This is a genomic window from Saccharothrix sp. HUAS TT1 (genome assembly GCF_040744945.1).
Taxonomy (GTDB): Bacteria; Actinomycetota; Actinomycetes; order Mycobacteriales; family Pseudonocardiaceae; genus Actinosynnema.
Window position 1 is genome coordinate 4,753,083 of sequence record NZ_CP160453.1, and the last position, 19,695, is coordinate 4,772,777.

At 77.2% G+C, this 19,695-nt stretch carries 2 protein-coding genes; both read left to right on the forward strand.

The annotated features are described in order from the left end of the window. Window positions 1-23: 23 nt before the first annotated feature. A complete protein-coding gene (locus tag AB0F89_RS22505; protein WP_367127519.1) occupies window positions 24-10,757 on the forward strand; it encodes an SDR family NAD(P)-dependent oxidoreductase in 10,734 nt (3,577 codons plus the stop codon). A 24-nt stretch (window positions 10,758-10,781) separates the two neighbouring features. Continuing rightward, window positions 10,782-19,640, forward strand: a complete 8,859-nt coding sequence (locus AB0F89_RS22510; RefSeq protein ID WP_367127520.1) for a type I polyketide synthase — start codon at window positions 10,782-10,784, stop codon at window positions 19,638-19,640. The last annotated feature ends 55 nt before the right edge of the window (window positions 19,641-19,695 follow it).

Sequence of the window (19,695 nt, forward strand, 5' to 3'; positions counted from 1 at the left end):
AACCGACCCCGAAGCGGAGACCCATGTCCCACTCCACCGACCAGGTCATCGAGGCGTTCCGGGCGTCGATGAAGGAGAACGAGCGGCTGCGCAAGCTCAACCGGCGGCTGGCCTCCGGTCGCGCCGAGCCGGTCGCCGTGGTGGCCATGAGCTGCCGGTTCCCCGGCGGCGTCACCTCGCCCGAGCAGCTGTGGGACCTGGTGGCGGGCGGCGTGGACGCGGTGGGGCCGCTGCCGGGCGACCGGGGCTGGGACCCGGCGGACCTGGCGGTCGGGCCGACCCGCGAGGGCGGGTTCGTGTCCGGGGTCGCCGACTTCGACCCGGCGTTCTTCGGGCTCACCCCGCGCGAGGCGCTGGCCATGGACCCGCAGCAGCGGCTGCTGCTGGAGACGTCCTGGGAGGCGTTCGAACGGGCCGGGCTGGACGCGACCGCCCTGCACGGCAGCCGCACCGGCGTGTTCGTCGGCACGAACGGCCAGGAGTACCTGGACCTGCTGGCGGCGGTCGGCGAGGACGGCAGCCCGCACGCGGGCACCGGCAACGCGGCCAGCGTGGTGTCCGGCCGGCTGTCCTACACGTTCGGGCTGGAGGGCCCGTCGGTCACCGTGGACACGGCCTGCTCGTCGTCGCTGGTCGCGATCCACCTGGCCGCGCAGGCGGTGCGGTCGGGCGAGTGCTCGCTGGCGCTCGCGGGCGGCGTCACGGTCATGGTCAAGCCGACCGCGTTCGTGCTCTACGGCCGGCAGGGCGCGGTCGCGCCGGACGGCCGGTGCAAGGCGTTCGCCGAGGGCGCGGACGGCGTCGGCTGGGCCGAGGGCGTCGGCCTGGTGCTGCTGGAGAAGCTGTCCGACGCGCGCCGCAACGGCCACCCGGTGCTCGCGGTGCTGCGCGGGTCGGCGGTGAACTCCGACGGCGCGTCCAACGGGTTGACCGCGCCGAGCGGCCCGGCGCAGCGGCGGGTGATCCGGCAGGCGCTCAAGGCGTCCGGCCTGTCGGCGGCCGACGTGGACGTGGTCGAGGCGCACGGCACCGGCACGTCGCTGGGCGACCCGATCGAGGCGCAGGCGCTGCTGGCCACCTACGGGCGCGACCGCGCGCGGCCGTTGCTGCTGGGCTCGGTGAAGTCGAACATCGGCCACGCGCAGGCCGCGTCCGGCGTGGCCGGGTTGATCAAGCTCGTGCTGGCGATGCGGCACGGCACCGTGCCCGCGACCCTGCACGCCGACGCCCCGTCGCGGCGGGTGGACTGGACGAGCGGCGCGGTCGAGCTGGTCACCGAGCCCCGGCCCTGGCCGGAGACCGGCGCCCCGCGCCGCGCGGCCGTGTCGTCGTTCGGCGTCAGCGGCACCAACGCGCACGTCGTCGTGGAAGCCGCGCCCCCGGCGGAGGTCGAGCCCGCCGGCCCGGCTCCCGGCTGGACGCCGTGGGTGCTGTCGGCCCGGTCCCGGGAAGCGCTGCGCGAGCAGGCCGCGCGGGTGCGCGACCACCTGGCCGGCCGCGACGACCGGCCGGTGGACGTGGCGTTCTCGCTGACCGCGACCCGCACGGCCCTGCCGCACCGCGCCGTGCTGCTCGACCCCGCCGACCTGGACGCGCTGGCGGCCGGCCGCCCGTCGGCCACCACCGCCGAGGGCGTCGCCGACGCCGACGCGGCCGGGCCGGTGTTCGTGTTCCCCGGCCAGGGCGCGCAGTGGGTCGGCATGGGCGCGCGGCTGCTCGACGAGTCGCCGGTGTTCGCCGCCCGGATCGGGGAGTGCGCCGAAGCGCTCGCCCCGCACGTGGACTTCTCGCCGGTGGACGTGCTGCGCGACGGCCTCGCGCTGGACCGCGTCGAGGTCGTGCAGCCCGTGTCGTGGGCGGTGATGGTCGCCCTGGCGGCGGTGTGGGAGGCGCACGGCGTCCACCCGGCCGCCGTCGTCGGCCACTCGCAGGGCGAGGTCGCGGCGGCGTGCGTGGCCGGCGGGCTGTCCCTGGCGGACGGCGCGCGGGTCGTGGCGTTGCGGGCGAGGGCGATCGGGCGGGCGCTGTCCGGGCGTGGCGGGATGCTGTCGGTGGCCCTGCCCGAGGCCGAGGTGGCGCCCCGGTTGGCGCCGGGGCTGTCGATCGCCGCCGTCAACGGGCCCGCCGCGGTCGTGGTGTCCGGCGAGCCCGCGGCGCTGGACGAGCTGGCCGGGTCGCTGGCCGCCGAGGGCGCGCGGGTGCGGCGGGTCGCCGTGGACTACGCCTCGCACTCCGCGCACGTGGACGCCGTGCGCGCCGACCTGCTCGCCGCGCTGGAGCCGGTCCGGCCGGTGACCGGGCAGGTGCCGTTCTTCTCCACCCGCACCGGCGGCTGGTTCGACACCGCCGGGCTCGACGCCGGGTACTGGTTCGCGAACCTGCGCGAGACCGTGCGGTTCGAGCGGGCCGTGCGGGACCTGGTCGCGGTGGGGCACCGGGCGTTCGTCGAGGTCGGGCCGCACCCGGTGCTCACCGCCGCCGTGCAGGGGACGGCCGAGGCCGCCGGGGCGCCCGTCGCCGCCGTCGGCACCCTGCGGCGCGACGACGGCGGGCTCGACCGGTTCACGCTGTCGCTGGGCGAGGCGTTCTGCGCCGGGGTCGCGGTGGACTGGTCCGGGTTCTTCCCCGGCGCGCGCCGGGTCGACCTGCCGACCTACCCGTTCCAGCGCACCCGGCTGTGGCCCGACCTGCCCGCGCCCGCCGTGAGCGGCCGGTTCCGCACGGGGTGGGCGCCGATCGGCCCCGGCCGCCCGCTCGACGGCACGTGGCTGGTCGCCGTGCCCGACCAGGAGTCCTGGCTCCCGGACGGCCCGGTGGTCCGGGTCGTGGTGTCCGAGGACCCCGCCGTCACCGCGACCCGGATCACTCAGGTGCTGGACGGCGTCGAGCCCGCCGGGGTGCTGGCGCTGACCGCCACGGACGACGGGGCCACGGGGGTCGCGCTGACGACGTCGTTGTTGCGCGCCCTGGGGGTTCTCGGCCTGTCGGCCCCGCTGTGGTGCGTGACGCGAGGCGCGGTGTCGACCGGTGACGACGACCCGGTGACCAACCCGGGCCACGCGGCGCTGTGGGGCCTGGGCCGGGTGGCCGCGCTGGAGCACCCGGAGCGCTGGGGCGGGCTGGTCGACCTGGTCGGCGACGAGCTCGTGCTGCCCGACGCGCCCGAGGACCAGGTGGCGGTGCGCCCCGGCGGTCTGCTCGGCCGTCGGCTCGTGCCGGTCACCGACAGCGTCGCCGCACCGGGGTTGAGCGGCACGGTCCTGGTGACCGGCGGCACCGGCTCGGTCGGGTCGCACGTCGTCCGCTGGGTCCTGGAGCACGGGGCGGAGCACGTCGTCGTCGTCGCCCGGGGCGCGCACGAGGGCGCGGCCGACGTGACGCCGGTGGCGTGCTCGGTCACCGACCGGGAGGCGCTGGCCGCCGCGCTCGCCGCGATCCCCGCCGACCGGCCGCTGACCGCCGTGGTGCACGCCGCGCGCGACGTGACCGACGGCTCTCTGTCCACATTGGACGAGGCGAGCCTGCTGGAACCGGTCCGCACGGCCGCGGCCGGTGTCCCGGTGCTGGACGAGTTGGCCGGGGACGTGCCGCTGGTGGTCTTCGGCGGCCTGGCGGGCGCGGTCGGCGGTCCGGGCCAGGCCGCCGCCGCGGCGGCGGACGCGGTGGCGGAAGCCGTCGTGCTGCGCCGCCGGGCGGCCGGTCGGCCGGGGGTCGCGGTGGCGTGGGCCGAGTGGGCCGCCGGGCGCGGCGCCGGGCTGGCGGGCGCGCTGGCCTCGCGCGGGCTGCCCGCGCTGCCGCCGGAACGGGCGCTCGACGCGCTGGGCTCGGTGTTCGGCGGTGGGCACGCGCAGCTCGTCGTGGCCGACTTCGGCTGGGAGCGGTTCGCGTCCTGGTTCGCCGCCGAGCGGCCCAGCCCGCTGTTCGGCGAGCTGGCGGCGTTCCGGCGGGCCGGCGCGGACCTCGTCGCCGAACCGGCCACCGGGTTGGCCGCCGAGCTGCGCGACCTGCCGCGGGACCGGGCCGTGCGCCGACTGCTCGACCTGGTGCGCGACACCGCCGCCGCCGTGCTCGGCCACCCGTCCGCCGCCGACGTGCCCGCGCGGCGCGCGTTCGGCGAGCTGGGCGTCGACTCGCTGACCGCCGTCGAGCTGCGCAACCGGCTGCGGACCGCCACCGACGCGCCGGTCGCCGCGACCGCCGTGTTCGACCACCCCACGCCCGAGGCGCTGGCCGCGCACGTCGCGGAACTCCTGCTCGGACCGGTCGCCGCCGACGTGGACGTCCCGGGCGTGAGCGGTTCCACCGCGGCCGACCCGATCGTGATCGTCGGCATGGCGTGCCGCTACCCCGGTGGCGTCGCGGACGCCGACGGGCTGTGGCGGCTGGTCGCCGAGGGGCGGGACGTCGTCGCGCCGTTCCCCACCGACCGGGGCTGGGACCTCACCGGCCTGGGCGCCTCCAGCGCCACCGCCGAGGGCGGTTTCCTGGACGACGTGGCCGGTTTCGACGCCGGCTTCTTCGGCATCTCGCCGCGCGAGGCGCTGTCGATGGACCCGCAGCAGCGGCTGCTGCTCGAAACGTCGTGGGAGGCGCTGGAGCAGGCGGGCGTCGACCCCGTCGGGCTGCGCGGCTCGGCGACCGGCGTGTTCGTCGGCGCGGTCGGCACCGACTACCGGCCGCCCGCCGACCTCCAGGGCCACCACCTGGCGGGCACGGTCGCCAGCGTGCTGTCCGGTCGGGTGTCGTACGTGCTCGGGCTGGAGGGCCCGGCGATGACGATCGACACGGCGTGCTCGTCGTCGTTGGTGGCGTTGCACCTGGCGGCCCGGTCGCTGCGGTCGGGGGAGTCGTCGCTGGCGCTCGCGGGTGGCGTCATGGTCATGTCCACCCCCGCCGCGTTCACCGGGTTCACCGCGCAGGGCGGGATGGCCCCCGGTGGTCGGTGCCGGTCGTTCGCCGAGTCGGCCGAGGGCACCGGCTGGTCGGAGGGCGTCGGCGTCCTGGTGCTGGAGCGGCTGTCGGACGCGCGGCGCAACGGGCACGAGGTGCTGGCCGTGGTGCGCGGGTCCGCGGTGAACCAGGACGGCGCGTCGAACGGGCTCACCGCGCCGAACGGCCCCGCGCAGCAGCGGGTGATCCGGGCGGCGCTGGCCGATGCCGGGCTGCGACCGTCCGAAGTGGACGTGGTGGAGGCGCACGGCACCGGCACCACGCTGGGTGACCCGATCGAGGCGCAGGCCGTGCTGGCCACCTACGGCGCGGAGCGCGCGGAACCGCTGCTCCTCGGCTCGATCAAGTCGAACATGGCGCACGCCCAGGCCGCCGCCGGCGTCGCCGGGATCATCAAGGTCGTGCAGGCGATGCGGCACGGCCTGGTGCCCGGCACGCTGCACGTCGACCGCCCGTCCCCGCACGTCGACTGGGCGTCCGGCGCGGTGCGGCTGGTCACCGAGGCCGTGGCGTGGCCGGAGACCGGTCGGCCGAGGCGGGCCGGTGTGTCGTCGTTCGGCGCGAGCGGCACCAACGCGCACGTGATCGTGGAACAGGCCCCGCCCGCCGAGGCGCGCCCGACGACCGCGACGGGCACGGTGCCGGTGCTGCTGTCGGCCGCCACCTCTGAAGGGCTGCGGGCCCAGGCCGAGCGGTGGCTGGACGTGGACGCCCGCGCGTTGGGCGACCTGGCGTTCTCGGCCGCCACGACCCGCGCGCACCTGGAGCACCGCGCCGCCGTCGTGTGCGCGGACCCGGCCGGGCTGCGGCACGGCCTGGCCGCGCTCGCCGCCGGCGAGACCGCGCCGGACGTGCTGGTCGGCCGGGCCGATCGCGCGCCGACGACCGCGTTCGTGTTCGCGGGCCAGGGCGCGCAGCGGACCGGCATGGGCGCGGGGCTGGTCCGGTTCCCGGTGTTCGCCGCCGCGTTCGACGAGGTGTGCGCGCGGCTCGACGTGGACGTGCGGTCGGGCGACCCGGACGACACCGGCGTCGCGCAGCCGGCGCTGTTCGCGTTCGAGGTGGCCCTGTTCCGGCTGCTGGAGTCGTGGGGCGTGCGGCCGGACGTGCTGGTGGGGCACTCGGTCGGCGAGATCGCCGCCGCGCACGTCGCGGGCGTGCTGTCGCTGGACGACGCGTGCCGCCTGGTCTCGGCGCGGGCCCGGCTGATGGCCGCCCTGCCCGCCGGCGGCGCGATGCTGTCGGTGCGCGTGCCCGAGGACGTGGTGGCGCCGCTGCTGCCGGACGGCGTGGTCGTCGCCGCGGTCAACGCGCCGGATGCCGTGGTCGTCGCCGGACCGGCGGACGCGGTGGCCGAGGCCGGTCGTCGGCTGGCGGGGTTCCGCACCCGGCCGCTGCGGGTCAGCCACGCGTTCCACTCACCGCTGGTCGAGCCCGTGCTGGACGACCTGCGCGCCGCACTGGCCGGTATCTCGTTCGAGCCGCCCGCCATCCCGCTGGTGTCCACGGTGACCGGCGAGCCGTCCGACATGTCCGCAGTGGACTACTGGGTGCGCCAGGTGCGCGAGCCGGTGCGCTTCGCCGACGCGGTCGCCGCGCTCGACGTCGACACCGTCGTCGAGATCGGCCCCGACGGCTCGCTGTCCGCCGCCGTCCAGGACACCGCCGGCCCGGACGTGCTGGTCGTGCCCCTGGCCCGCCGCGACACCGCCGAGGACACCGCCCTGCTCACCGGCTTGGCCCGCCTGCACACCCGCGGCGTCCCGGTGGACTGGGCGGCGGTGATGCCCGGCAACCGGGTCGCGCTGCCCACGTACGCGTTCCGGCACGAGCGGTACTGGCCGACCAGGTTCGCCGCCGACGAGGTGGGGACGGTCGGCCTCGACGCCACCGGGCACGCGCTGGTGGGCGCGGCGACCCCGCTGCCGGACTCGGACGGAGTGCTGCTGACCGGCAGGCTGTCCCGGCACACCCACCCGTGGCTGGCCGACCACCGGGTCGGTGACACGGTCCTGTTCCCCGGCACCGGTTTCCTCGACCTGGCGTTCCGGGCCGGTGACGAGGTCGGCTGCCCGAGGGTCGCCGAGCTGACGCTCGAACAGCCGTTGTTGCTGCCCGAGGACGGCGCGGTGCGGGTGCAGGTGGTCGTCGGTCCGCCGGACGGCGGTGGGACGCGCACGCTGGCCGTGTTCGGGCGCCCGGACGGCCAGGACGCGCCGTGGACCCGGTACGCGGGCGGCCTGCTGTCGCCGGAGGCGGTGGCGGGCGAGGCGCTGGACGGCCCGTGGCCGCCGGTCGGGGCCGAGCCGATGGACCTCGACGGCTTCTACGAGCACCACGCCGACCGCAACTTCCACTACGGCCCGGTGTTCCGCGGGCTGACCGCCGTGTGGCGGCGCGGTGACGACGTGTTCGCCGACGTGGTGCTGCCCGGTCACGAGCAGGGCGCGGCGGAGGGTTTCGGTTTGCACCCGGCGCTGCTCGACGCCGCGCTGCACACCACGTCGTTCGCCCACCCCGACACGGACCCCAAGCAGCTGCCGTTCTCGTGGAGCGGTGTGGCGCTGCACGCCACGGGCGCGGGCAGGCTGCGGGTGCGGCTCGCCTCGGCCGGTCCGGACTCGGTGACGCTGGCAGTCGCCGACGCCACCGGGGCCCCGGTGGCGACGATCGGCGCGCTGGTGCTGCGGCCGGCGGACACCGGCTCGCCGCGCGGCCGCGCCGAAGGCCCGCACTCGCTGCTCTGGATCCCGGTCGAGACGGCCGAGACACCTGCTAGCAAATCTAGCGACGCTCTGCTTGCTAGCGGTGCTAGTAAAAATGGCGCCGAAAGCATCGCGATCACCGAAAGCGCCGAAAGCGCCGAAAGCGGCAGGAGCGCCGGGAGTGCCGGGAGTGCCGGGAGCGGCAGGAGTGCCGAAAGCGTTGGGAGCGCCCAACACGTCGCGCGCGCCGATGCGGTCGACCTGGTGGTACTTGCCTCGGCCTCCGCCCCCGTCCCCGCTTCGGCCCTCACCTCCGCCTTCACCTCCGCTTCGGCCCCCGCTTCCGCCTCTGCCCCCGCTTCCGGCGACTCCACTGCTCCCAGCACCTCCACCACCCTCGGCATCTCCGGGCGGCACGTGGTTGATGCCGAGACCCTCGCTGCCGACCTCGCCGCCGGCGCGCCCGCGCCCGCCTTCGCCGTGCTGCCGGTCCCCGCCGAGGAGGGCGTCACCGCGACCGTGCTGGAGGCCCTGCGCGACTGGGCGGCCCGCGACGAGCTGGCCGCCGTCCCGCTGCTGGTGCTCACCCGCGACGCGGTCGCGGCGAGCCCGTCCGACGCCCTGACCGGGCTCCCGGCCGCCCCCGTCTGGGGGCTGGTGCGCTCGGTCCAGTGGGAGGAACCGGGCCGGTTCCTCCTCCTCGACCACGACGGCACCGCGGACGACGCGCTGCTGGCCGCCGCCGTCGCGTCCGGCGAGCCGCAAGCCGCCGTGCGCCGGGGCGCACTCCTCGCGCCGCGCATCGCCCGACCCGCACCCGGCGACGTCGTCGCCCTCCCGCCCGGCCTCGGGCTCGGCACGGGCTGGCGGCTCGACGCGACCGGCACCGGCGCGGTCGACGGCATCGCGGCCGTGCCGGTGGACGTGCCCGCGCCCGGCCCCGGCGAGGTGCTGATCGGGATGCGCGCGGCCGGTGTGAACTTCCGGGACGTGCTGTCCGTGCTCGGCCTCGCGGCGGGCGCCGAACCCGGCCCGCTCGGTGTCGAGGGCGCGGGCGTGGTGCTGGAGGTCGGGTCGGGCGTCACCGACCTCGTGCCCGGCGACCGGGTGATGGGCGTGCTGTCCGGCGCGTACGGGCCGCGCGCGCTGGCCGACCGCCGCACCGTGGCGAAGGTCCCGGACGGCTGGTCGTGGACCGACGCGGCGACCGTGCCCATGGCCTACCTGACCGCCTACTACGCGCTGGTCGACCTGGTGGGGCTCAAGCCGGGCGAGTCGGTGCTGGTGCACGCGGGCGCGGGCGGTGTCGGCATGGCCGCCATCCGCCTCGCCCGGCACCTCGGGGCCGAGGTCTACGCCACGGCCGGCCCCGGCAAGTGGGCCGCGCTGCGCGAACTGGGCGTGCCGGACGAGCGGATCGCGTCGTCGCGGACCCTGGACTTCGCGGAGCGGTTCCGCGCGGCCACCGGCGGGCGCGGCGTCGACGTGGTGCTGAACTCGCTGGCGGGCGCGTTCACCGACGCGTCGCTGGCCCTGCTCGCGCCCGGCGGCCGGTTCGCCGAGATGGGCAAGTCCGACGTCCGCGACCCCGCCGACCACCCCGGCATCACCTACACCGCGTTCGACACCGTCGAGGCCGGGCCGGACCGCCTCGGGCGGATGTTCGCCGAACTCCTCGCCCTCGACGCCGTGCGCCCGCTGCCCGCGACGACCTGGGACGTCCGCCGCGCGCCGGAGGCGTTCCGGCACGTCAGCCAGGCCAAGCACACCGGCAAGGTGGTGCTCGCCCTGCCCGCGCCGTGGCGGACCGACGGCACCGTGCTGATCACCGGCGGCACCGGCGCGCTCGGGTCCCGGCTGGCCCGGCACCTCGTCGCCGAGCACGGCGCGACCCGGCTGCTGCTGCTCGGCAGGCGCGGACCGGACGCGCCCGGCGCGGCGGAGCTGCGCGCCGACCTGACCGCCGCCGGCGCGGTGGTGGACGTGGTCGCGTGCGACGTCGCCGACCCGGACGCGGTGGCCGCCGTGCTGGCCGCCGTGCCCGCCGAGCACCCGCTGACCGCCGTGGTGCACGCGGCGGGCGTGCTGGACGACGGCGTGCTGTCCGCGCTCACCCCGGAGCGGCTGGCGACCGTGCTGCGGGCGAAGGCGGACGCGGCGCTCGTCCTCGACCGGCTCACCCGGGACGCCGACCTCGCCGCGTTCGTCACCTACTCGTCCGTCGTCGGCACGGTCGGCGGACCCGGTCAGGGCAGCTACGCCGCCGCCAACGCGTTCCTCGACGCCCTCGCCCAGCACCGCCGGGCCCGCGGACTGCCCGGCCAGTCGCTGCGCTGGGGACCCTGGACGGCCGAGGCGGGCATGACCGCGACCCTCGGCGGCGCGGCGGGCCGCTCCGGCACCCGGCCGCTGTCGTGGGCCGACGGGCACGCCCTGTTCGACGCCGCGCTGGCCGCCGCCGACCCGGCGCCGCTGCCGGTGCGGTTCGACCAGGCCGGGTTGCGCGCCAACGCCGACCTGCCGCCGCTGCTGAGCGGCCTGGTCGCGGGGACCGCCCGCCGGGCCGCCGCGACCGAGGCGCTGGACGCGGCGTCCTTCGTGGACCGGCTGGCCGGGTTGACGCCCGGCGAGCGCAGGCGCGCCCTGGTCCGGTTCGTGCGCGAGCAGGTGGCCGCCGTGCTCGGGCACCGGTCCGCCGACGTCGTGGAGGCCGACCGCGGCTTCACCGACCTCGGGTTCGACTCGCTGACCGTGGTGGAGCTGCGCAACCGCGTCAACGGCGCGACCGGGCTGCGGCTGGCCGCGACCACCGTGTTCGACCACCCGACCCCGACCGCCCTGGCCGCGCACCTGCTGTCGCTGCTGGAACCCGGGTTCGAGGCCGTGCCGGACGCGCACCTGGCCGACCTCGCCGCCCTGGAGGCCGCCGTGTCCGGCGGCCTGCCCGAGGCGGCGCGCGACGAGGTGGCCGAGCGGTTGCGCGCCCTGCTCGACCAGCTGGCGCCCGCGCCCGCCACCGGCGCCGGCTTCGTCGACGTGATCGACGACGCCAGCGACGACGAGATCTTCGAGTTCATCGACCGCGAGCTGCGCGGTACGTGACGCCCGACCGCGAGAGGGACCCCGATGGCCAGCGAGAACCAGCTCCGTGACTACCTGAAGCGGGTCACCGCCGACCTGCACCGCACCAGGACCAGGCTCGACGAGGTGCGGTCGCGGGCCGTGGAGCCGGTGGCTGTCGTCGGCATCGGCTGCCGCTTCCCGGGCGCGGCCGGGCCCGCCGCGTTCTGGGACCTGGTGGCGTCCGGCGCGGACGCCACCGCGGCGGTCCCGGCCGACCGGGGCTGGCCCGCCGCGCACCGGCGGTGGCGCGGCGGGTTCCTCGACGGCGTCGACCTGTTCGACGCCGACTTCTTCGGCATCCCGCCGCGCGAGGCCGTGACCATGGACCCGCAGCAGCGGTTGCTGCTGGAGACGACGTGGGAGGCGGTCGAGCACGCCGGGATCGACCCGTCGTCGCTGCGCGGGTCGCGGACCGGGGTGTTCGTCGGCACCAGCGGCCAGTCCTACCCGGAGCTGCTGCGCGGGTCGGCGCAGCGCGACGAGGGGCACGTCAGCACCGGCAACACCGCGAGCGTGCTGTCCGGGCGGATCTCCTACGTGCTCGGCCTGCACGGGCCCACCGTCACGGTCGACACGGCGTGCTCGTCGTCGCTGGTGGCGCTGCACCTGGCGGTGCGGGCGCTGCGCGGCGGCGAGTGCGACCTGGCGCTGGCGGGCGGTGTCGCGGTCGTCGCCGCGCCCGAGGTGTTCGGCGAGTTCGACCGGCAGGGCGGCATCGCGGGCGACGGGCGGTGCAAGGCGTTCTCCGCCGACGCCGACGGCACCAGCTGGGCCGAGGGCGTCGGCGTGCTGGTGCTGGCCCGGCTGTCGGTGGCGCGGTCGCTCGGGCACCCGGTGCTGGCGGTCGTGCGCGGGACGGCGGTCAACTCGGACGGCGCGACCAGCGGGCTGACCGTGCCCAACGGGCCGGCGCAGCAGCGGGTGATCCGGGCGGCGCTGGAGGACGCCGGCCTCGCGCCGTCCGACGTGGACCTGGTGGAGGCGCACGGCACCGGCACGTCGCTGGGCGACCCGATCGAGGCGCAGGCCCTGCTCGCCACCTACGGCCAGGGCCGCGAGACGCCCGTGCGGCTGGGTTCGGTGAAGTCCAACATCGGCCACGCCCAGGCGGCGGCCGGTGTGGCCGGGGTGATCAAGGTCGTGCAGGCGCTGCGGCACGAGCTGCTGCCGCGCACCCTGCACGTCGGCACGCCGACGCCGCACGTCGACTGGTCGGCCGGCGCGGTGTCGCTGCTGGACGCCGAACAGGCGTGGCCGCGCGGTGACCGGGCCAGGCGGGGGGCGGTGTCGTCGTTCGGGTTCAGCGGGACCAACGCGCACGTGGTGCTGGAGGAGGCCCCGCCCGCCGAGGACCCGTCCACTGAGGACTCACCTGTCGGGGTGCCTGACCGGGACCTGCCTTTCGTGCTGTCGGGCCGCACCCCGGCGGCGTTGCGGGCCCAGGCGACGGCGCTGGCCGGGTTCCTGGACTCGGCCGGCGGTGTGCGGGACGCGGACGTCGCCCGCGCGCTGACGACCGGCCGTGCGGCGTTCGAACACCGGTTGGCGCTGGTGGGGGAGGACGCGGCGGCACGGCGGGCGGCGTTGAGCGGGTGGCTGGCCGAAGGCGCGGCGCCGGGGGCGATCACCGGGACGGCCGCCGTCGATCCCGGCGTGGTGTTCCTGTTCGCGGGGCAGGGTTCGCAGCGGGCGGGCATGGGGTTGGGGCTGGCGGCCCGGTTCCCGGTGTTCGAGGAGGCGTTGGACGAGATCGCTGCGATCGTGGACCCGTTGCTGGGTCGTTCGCTGCGCGAGGTGCTGGCGGCGGGTGAGGCCGACACGGCTTCGGTGCAGCCCGCGCTGTTCGCGGTCGAGGTGGCCCTGTTCCGGCTGCTGGAGTCGTGGGGCGTCCGGCCGGATTCCCTGGTCGGTCACTCGGTGGGTGAGTTCGCGGCGGCCCACGTGTCGGGTGTGTTCAGCCTGGAGGACGCCTGTCGCCTGGTGGTGGCGCGTGGCCGGTTGATGGCGGCGTTGCCGGTCGGCGGCGCGATGGTGGCGGTGCAGGCGTCCGAGGACGAGGTTTCGCCCTACCTGGACGACGTCGTCGCGTTGGCGGCGGTGAACGGTCCGCGCGCGGTGGTGCTGTCCGGTGAGGAGTCGGCGGTGCTGGCCGCCGCGTCGGAGTTGGCCGAGCAGGGCCACCGGACGCGCAGGCTGTCGGTGTCGCACGCCTTCCACTCGCCCCTGATGGAGCCGGTGCTGGAGGGGTTCCGGGCGGCGTTCGACGGGGTGTCGTTCGGCGTGCCGTCGATCCCGGTGGTGTCGTCGGTGACCGGCGCGGTGGCCGACGTGGCGAACGCCGAGTACTGGGTGCGGCAAGCCGTCGAACCGGTGCGGTTCGCCGACGCGGTGCGCGCGGCCGTGACCGGTGACGAGTGCGTGCTGGTGGAGGTCGGCCCGGACTCGACGTTGAGCGCCGCCGCGCCGGGGGCCGTGCCGTTGCTGCGCAGGAACCGCGACGAGGAGCAGGCCGTCGTCGGCGCGCTGGCGCGGCTGCACGTGGCGGGGGTGCGCGTCGACTGGGCGGCGTTGCACGGCAGGGGCGCGCACGTCGACCTGCCGACCTACCGGTTCCAGCGGGAGCGCTTTTGGCCGGACCCGCTCGACCAACCCGCTCCCGGCCTCGGCCACGAGGTCGAGTGGGTGCCGCGCGAGGTCGACGGAGTGCTGAGGGGTTCGTGGCTGGTGATCGGCCCGGACGCCGGTCTCGCCACCCACCTCGGCGCCGACCACCTCGACGGCGGCGCGGACCGGGCGGCGGTGGCCGCGCTGGTGGGGGAGCGCCGTCCGGCCGGCGTGGTCGTGACCGGTGGTGCGGCCGAGTTCCTGGCGGTGCTCCAGGGGCTGGGGGACGTGGGCAGCACGGCTCCGGTCTGGTGCGTCACGCGGGGCGCGGTCGCCCTGCCCGGCGACCCGGCCGCCGACCCGGCCCAGGCCGCCCTGTGGGGCCTCGCCGCCGTCGCCGCGGTCGAGCACCCGGACCGCTGGGGCGGGATCGTCGACCTGGCGGTGGGGGAGAACCCCCGCCGCCTGGCCGCCGTGCTGGCCGCCGGGGAGGACCAGGCGGCGCTGCGCGGCGACCGCGTGCACGCACGCCGACTCGTGCCCGCGGATTCCGAGCCGACCGGGAAGCGGGAGCACGGCACGGTCCTCGTCACCGGCGGCACGGGCGCGATCGGCCAACACCTCGCCCGCCGCGCCTCCCACGCCCGCCACGTAGTCCTGGTCCGCAACCACGACACCACTGCCACGTCGGTCGCCGCGCCGGCCGCCGACCCGACCGCCGATCCCACCGCCGACCTGGTCGCCGAGCTGGAACAGCACGGCGCCGAGGTCACCGTCGTCACGTGCGACCTGGCCGACGAGACCGCCCTCGCCACCCTCGCCGAACTCGGCCCGTTCACCGGCGTCTTCCACGCCGTCCGCACCACCACCGACGGCGTCCTCGACAACCTCGACCCCGCCACGACCACCACCACCCTCGCCCACGCCACCGCCTGCCTCCGCACCGCCGCCACCCTGGCCGCGGGCGCGTCCGAGTTCGTCGTCACCGCACCCCTCGCCGCCCTGCTCGGCGCGCCCGGCCAGGCACTCGACGCCGCGGTCGGCGCGCTCGCCGGAGCCGTCGCCCCCGACGCTCTGGTGACCTGGTCCCCGTGGGCGGGCGTCGGCGACGCGGCCCGGGAGCGGATGCGCCGGGCCGGCATGGCGGTCCTCGACCCCGCCGACGCCCTGGCCGCGCTCGACCGCACCGGCGGCCGGGTCGTCGTGGACGTGGACTGGGCCCGGTACGCCGCCGTCCTGCCCCGCCCGAACGCCCTGCTCGCCACGATCCCGGCCGCGCGCGCCAGGCCCCGCACCGAGCCCCGCACCGGCCCCCGCGCCGAAGCGCCGCCCACGGCGGACCTCGTCCGGTTGGTCCGGGCCAGGGTCGCGGACGTCCTCGGCCACAGCACGCCGGACGCGGTCGACCCGCGCCGCACGTTCCAGGCCATGGGCTTCGACTCCCTCACCGCCGTCGAACTGCGCACCGCGCTCGCCGCCGACCTCGGCCGCCCGCTCCCGGCGACCCTGGTCTTCGACCACCCCACGCCCGAAGCCCTGGCCGCGCACCTGTCCGGCGCCGAAGGGACGCGCGAGGTCCGCCCGACGACGCCCACCGCGGACGACCCGGTCGTGATCGTCGGCATGGGGTGCCGCTACCCGGGCGGCATCGCGTCGCCGGACGACCTGTGGCGGCTGGTCGCGGACGGGCGGGACGGGATCACCGGGTTCCCCACCGACCGCGGTTGGGACCTGGCCGGCCTGTTCGACGGCGGCGGTTCGTCCACCCGGCACGGCGGGTTCGTCGCGGGCGTCGACCGGTTCGACGCGGCGTTCTTCGGGATCTCGCCGCGCGAGGCGCTGGCGATGGACCCGCAGCAGCGGCTGCTGCTGGAGGTCGCCTGGGAGTCGCTGGAGCGCGCGGGCATCGACCCGAGGTCCCTGGCCGGGACGGCGACCGGCGTGTTCGCGGGCAACAACGTGCACGACTACCCGCAGCTGCTGGCCGGTTCCGGCGCGGACGTGCTCGCCCACGTCGGCCTGGGCAACGCCACCAGCGTGCTGTCCGGCCGGGTCGCCTACCTGCTCGGCCTCGAAGGCCCGGCGGTGTCGGTGGACACCGCGTGCTCGTCGTCGCTGGTCGCCCTGCACCTGGCCGCGCAGTCGCTGCGCTCGGGCGAGTGCGACCTGGCGCTGGCGGGCGGCGTGCTGCTGATGACGACGCCGGCCGCGTTCATCGACTTCAGCACGCAGGGCGGGCTCGCGCCGGACGGCCGCTGCAAGGCGTTCTCCGACGCCGCCGACGGCACCGGCTGGTCCGAGGGCGTCGGCGTGCTGGTGCTCGAACGGCTCTCCGACGCCCGCCGCAACGGCCACGAGGTGCTGGCCGTCGTGAAGGGCAGCGCGGTCAACCAGGACGGCGCGTCCAACGGCCTGACCGCGCCCAACGGCCCGTCGCAGCAGCGCGTGATCCGGCAGGCGCTGGCCAACGCGGGCCTCACGCCGTCCGACGTGGACGTGGTCGAGGCGCACGGCACCGGCACGACGCTCGGCGACCCGATCGAGGCGCAGGCCCTGCTGGCGACCTACGGCCAGGACCGCGACCGCCCCCTGCTGCTCGGCTCGCTCAAGTCCAACCTCGGGCACTCGCAGTCGGCCGCCGGCGTCGCCGGGATCATCAAGGTCGTCCAGTCCATGCGGCACGGCACCGTGCCGAAGACCCTGCACGTGGGCACGCCCACCACGCACGTCGACTGGACCGCAGGGTCGGTGGAACTGCTGACCGAACCCCGGCCGTGGCCGGGGACCGGGGCGCCGCGCCGCGCGGGTGTGTCGTCGTTCGGGGTGAGCGGGACGAACGCGCACGTCGTCATCGAGCAGGCCCCGGCCGCACCGCCGCCGCCGCGCGGACCGCGTCGGGCCGTGCCGTGGGTGCTGTCCGCCCGCACGCCCGCCGCGCTGCGCGACCAGGCCGCCCGGCTCGCCGCCCGGCTGCGCGACGCGGACGTGCACCCGCACGACGTCGCCCGCGCGCTCGCGGTGGGACGCGCCGCGTTCGACCACCGCGCCGCCGTCTCCGGCGACGCCGAAGCGCTGGTCAGGGACCTCACCGCGCTCGCCGCCGGTGAGCCGTCGCTGGACGGCGTCGCGTCCGCGCCCGCGCGCGTGGGCCTGCTGTTCTCCGGGCAGGGCGCGCAGCGGCCGGGCATGGGACGCGGGCTGGCGGCGGCGTACCCGGTGTTCGCCGCCGCGCTGGACGACGTGCTCGCGCACCTGGACCGCGGGCTCGCGCGCCCGTTGCGGCCGGTCCTGTTCGCCGAGCCCGGCACCCCGGAGGCGGACCTGCTCGACCGCACCGAGTTCACCCAGCCCGCCCTGTTCGCGGTCGAGGTCGCGCTGTTCCGCCTGGTCGAGTCGTGGGGCCTGCGGCCGGTCGCCCTGGTCGGCCACTCGATCGGCGAGCTGGCCGCCGCGCACGTCGCCGGCGTGCTGTCCCTGGCGGACGCGTGCGCCCTCGTCGTCGCCCGCGGCGCGCTGATGGGCGCGTTGCCGCCCGGTGGGGCGATGATCGCAGTCGAGGCGACCGAGGACGAGGTGTCGTCGCTGCTCACGGCCGGTGTGTCGATCGCCGCCGTGAACGGGCCGCGCTCGGTCGTCGTGGCGGGCGACGAGGACGGGGTGGGCGCGATCGCGGCCCGGTTCGCCGGGTCCGGCCGAAAGTCTAGGCGTTTGCCGGTCTCGCACGCATTTCACTCACCTCGTATGGACACCGTGGTGGAGGACCTGGACCGGGCGGCGCGCGACGTCGTGACCGGGCGGCCCGCCGTGCCCGTCGTGTCCACGGTGACCGGCCTGGTCGCCGGGGACGACTGGGGCGGCGCGGCGTACTGGGCCGGGCAGGCGCGCGCCACCGTGCGCTTCGCCGACGCCGTCCGGACCGCCGCCGCCGACCTCGGGGTCGACGTGTTCCTGGAACTGGGCCCGGACGGCGCGCTGGCCGCGCTCGCGGGCGAGGCCACCGACAGGCCGGCCGTGCCGCTGCTGCGCCGCGACCGCGCGGAGGACGTCGCCGCCGCGTCGGCGCTGGCCGCCCTGCACGTGCGCGGCGTGCCACTGGACTGGGACGGCGTGTTCGCGGACCTGGGCGCGCGTCCGGTGGACCTGCCGACCTACCCGTTCCAGCACAAGAGCTTCTGGCCCGAACCCGCCGAGCAGCGGCAGCCGGCGACCGACGACTGGTGGACCGCCCTCACCGCCGACGACCCGGCCACCGCCCTGGGCGTCGACCCGCAGGCCGTGGCCGCCGTCCTGCCCGCCTTGACCGCCTTCCGCGACCGGTCCCGCGACCGCGCCGCCGCCGACCGCAGCCGCTACCGGATCACCTGGACCCGGCTGCCCGACCCGACGCCGACCGACCGCTCGGGCCGCTGGCTGGCCATGGCGCCGACCGGCCTCGACCGGGAGTGGGCGGACGCCGCGCTGGCCGCCCTGGGCGCGGTGGAGGTGCTGGAGGTCGGCGACGCGACCCGTGCCGGGCTGGCCGAGGCCGTGCGCGGTCACCACGACCTGCGCGGCGTGATCTCGCTGCTCGGCGCGGCCGACGACGGCCCGCCCGCCGACCCCGCCGGCGTCGGCGCGACCGTCGCGCTCGTCCAGGCGCTGGGCGACACCGGCTCCACCGCGCCCCTGTGGTGCCTCACCAGGGGCGCGGTGGCGATCAACTCCGGCGAAACCCTCCGCGCACCCGCCCAGGCGGGCGTGTGGGGCCTCGGTCGCGGCGTCGCGCTGGAGCACCCCGACCGCTGGGGCGGCCTGGTCGACCTGCCCGACGAGGTCGACCCCGCCACCGCGGGCCGGCTGGCCGACCTGCTCACCGGACCGGCCGACGAGGACCAGGTGGCCCTGCGCGGCGACGGCGCGCACGCGCGCCGGCTCGTCGCCGCCCCCGGCGGTCCCGGCGGCGTCGACCCGGCCGCCGACGGCACCGTCCTGATCACCGGCGGCACCGGGGCGCTCGGCGGTTGGATCGCCCGCGACCTGGCCCGCACCGGCGTGCCGCACCTCGTGCTGACCAGCAGGCGCGGGATCGACTCGCCCGGCGCCGAACGGCTGCGCGCCGACCTGGTCGAACTGGGCGCGCGGGTGGACGTGGTGGCCTGCGACGCCGCCGACCGCGACGCCCTGGCCCGCCTGGTCGCCGACCTGCCCGAGCTGACCGGCGTCGTGCACGCGGCCGGTGTGCTGGACGACGGCATGCTGGACGACCTCACCCCCGAGCGGCTGGCCTCGATGCTCGCGGCGAAGTCCGTCGCCGCCTGGCACCTGCACACCCTCACCGCGCACCTCGACCTGACCCGGTTCGTGCTGTGCGCGTCCATCGCGGGCAGCCTCGGCGCGGGCGCGCAGGGCAGCTACGCCGCCGCGAACGCGCTGCTCGACGCCCTCGCCGAGCACCGCCGGGACCAGGGCCTGGCAGCGCTGTCGGTGTCGTGGTCGCCGTGGGGCGAGGCGGGCATGGGCGCAGACCCGGCCGTGGAGGCGTGGATGCGCCGCGCGGGCGTCACGCCCATCGCCCCCGCGCTCGGCGTCGCCGCGCTCAACCAGGCCCTGCGCCTGGGCGACACGACGCTGACGCTCGCCGACGTCGACTGGTCGGTCTACGGGCCGGGCATCGGCGCCGTGCGGCCGACCCGCCTGTTCGACGCCATCCCGACGGCTCGGCCCGCGACCTCCCCGACCTCCGCGGACGGGGAGCCCGAGCACGCCGACGACCTCACCGCGCGCCTCGCGGACATGTCCGAACCCGAACGGGCGTCCACCCTGACCCGGCTCGTGCGCGGGGTCGTGGCGGCCGTCCTCGGGTACGGGGGCGCGGACGACGTGGCCGCCGAGCAGGCGTTCACCGACCTGGGGTTCGACTCGCTGACCGCGGTCGAGTTCCGCAACCGGCTCGCCGCCGCCACCGGGCTCGACCTGGCCCGCACGGTCGTCTTCGACTACCCGTCACCGGCCGCGCTCGCCGACCGGCTGCGCGCCCTGCTGCTGCCCGCCGTCGCCGAGACGAGCCCGGACGACCGGCTGCTCGCCGAGGTCGACCGGCTGGAGAAGGCGCTGGCCGACCTCGGGCCGGGCGAACCGGCCGCCCGGGGCCGGGTCGCCGAACGGCTCCGCGCGCTCGCCGCCCGCTGCGACGGCGCGCCGCGCGACGCACCCGACCTGGACACGGCCTCCGACGACGAGATGTTCGAGTTCCTGGGTTCGGAGTTCGGGATCTCCTGACGCCGCGCCCGTCCCGCAAGTCACCACCCGCTGGTCCCCGAGGGAGTAGACACCG

Coding starts and splice junctions, on each gene's coding strand:
- AB0F89_RS22505 (WP_367127519.1), top strand. CDS start 24: ATGTCCCACTCCACCGACCAGGTCATCGAGGCGTTCCGGGCGTCGATG.
- AB0F89_RS22510 (WP_367127520.1), top strand. CDS start 10,782: ATGGCCAGCGAGAACCAGCTCCGTGACTACCTGAAGCGGGTCACCGCC.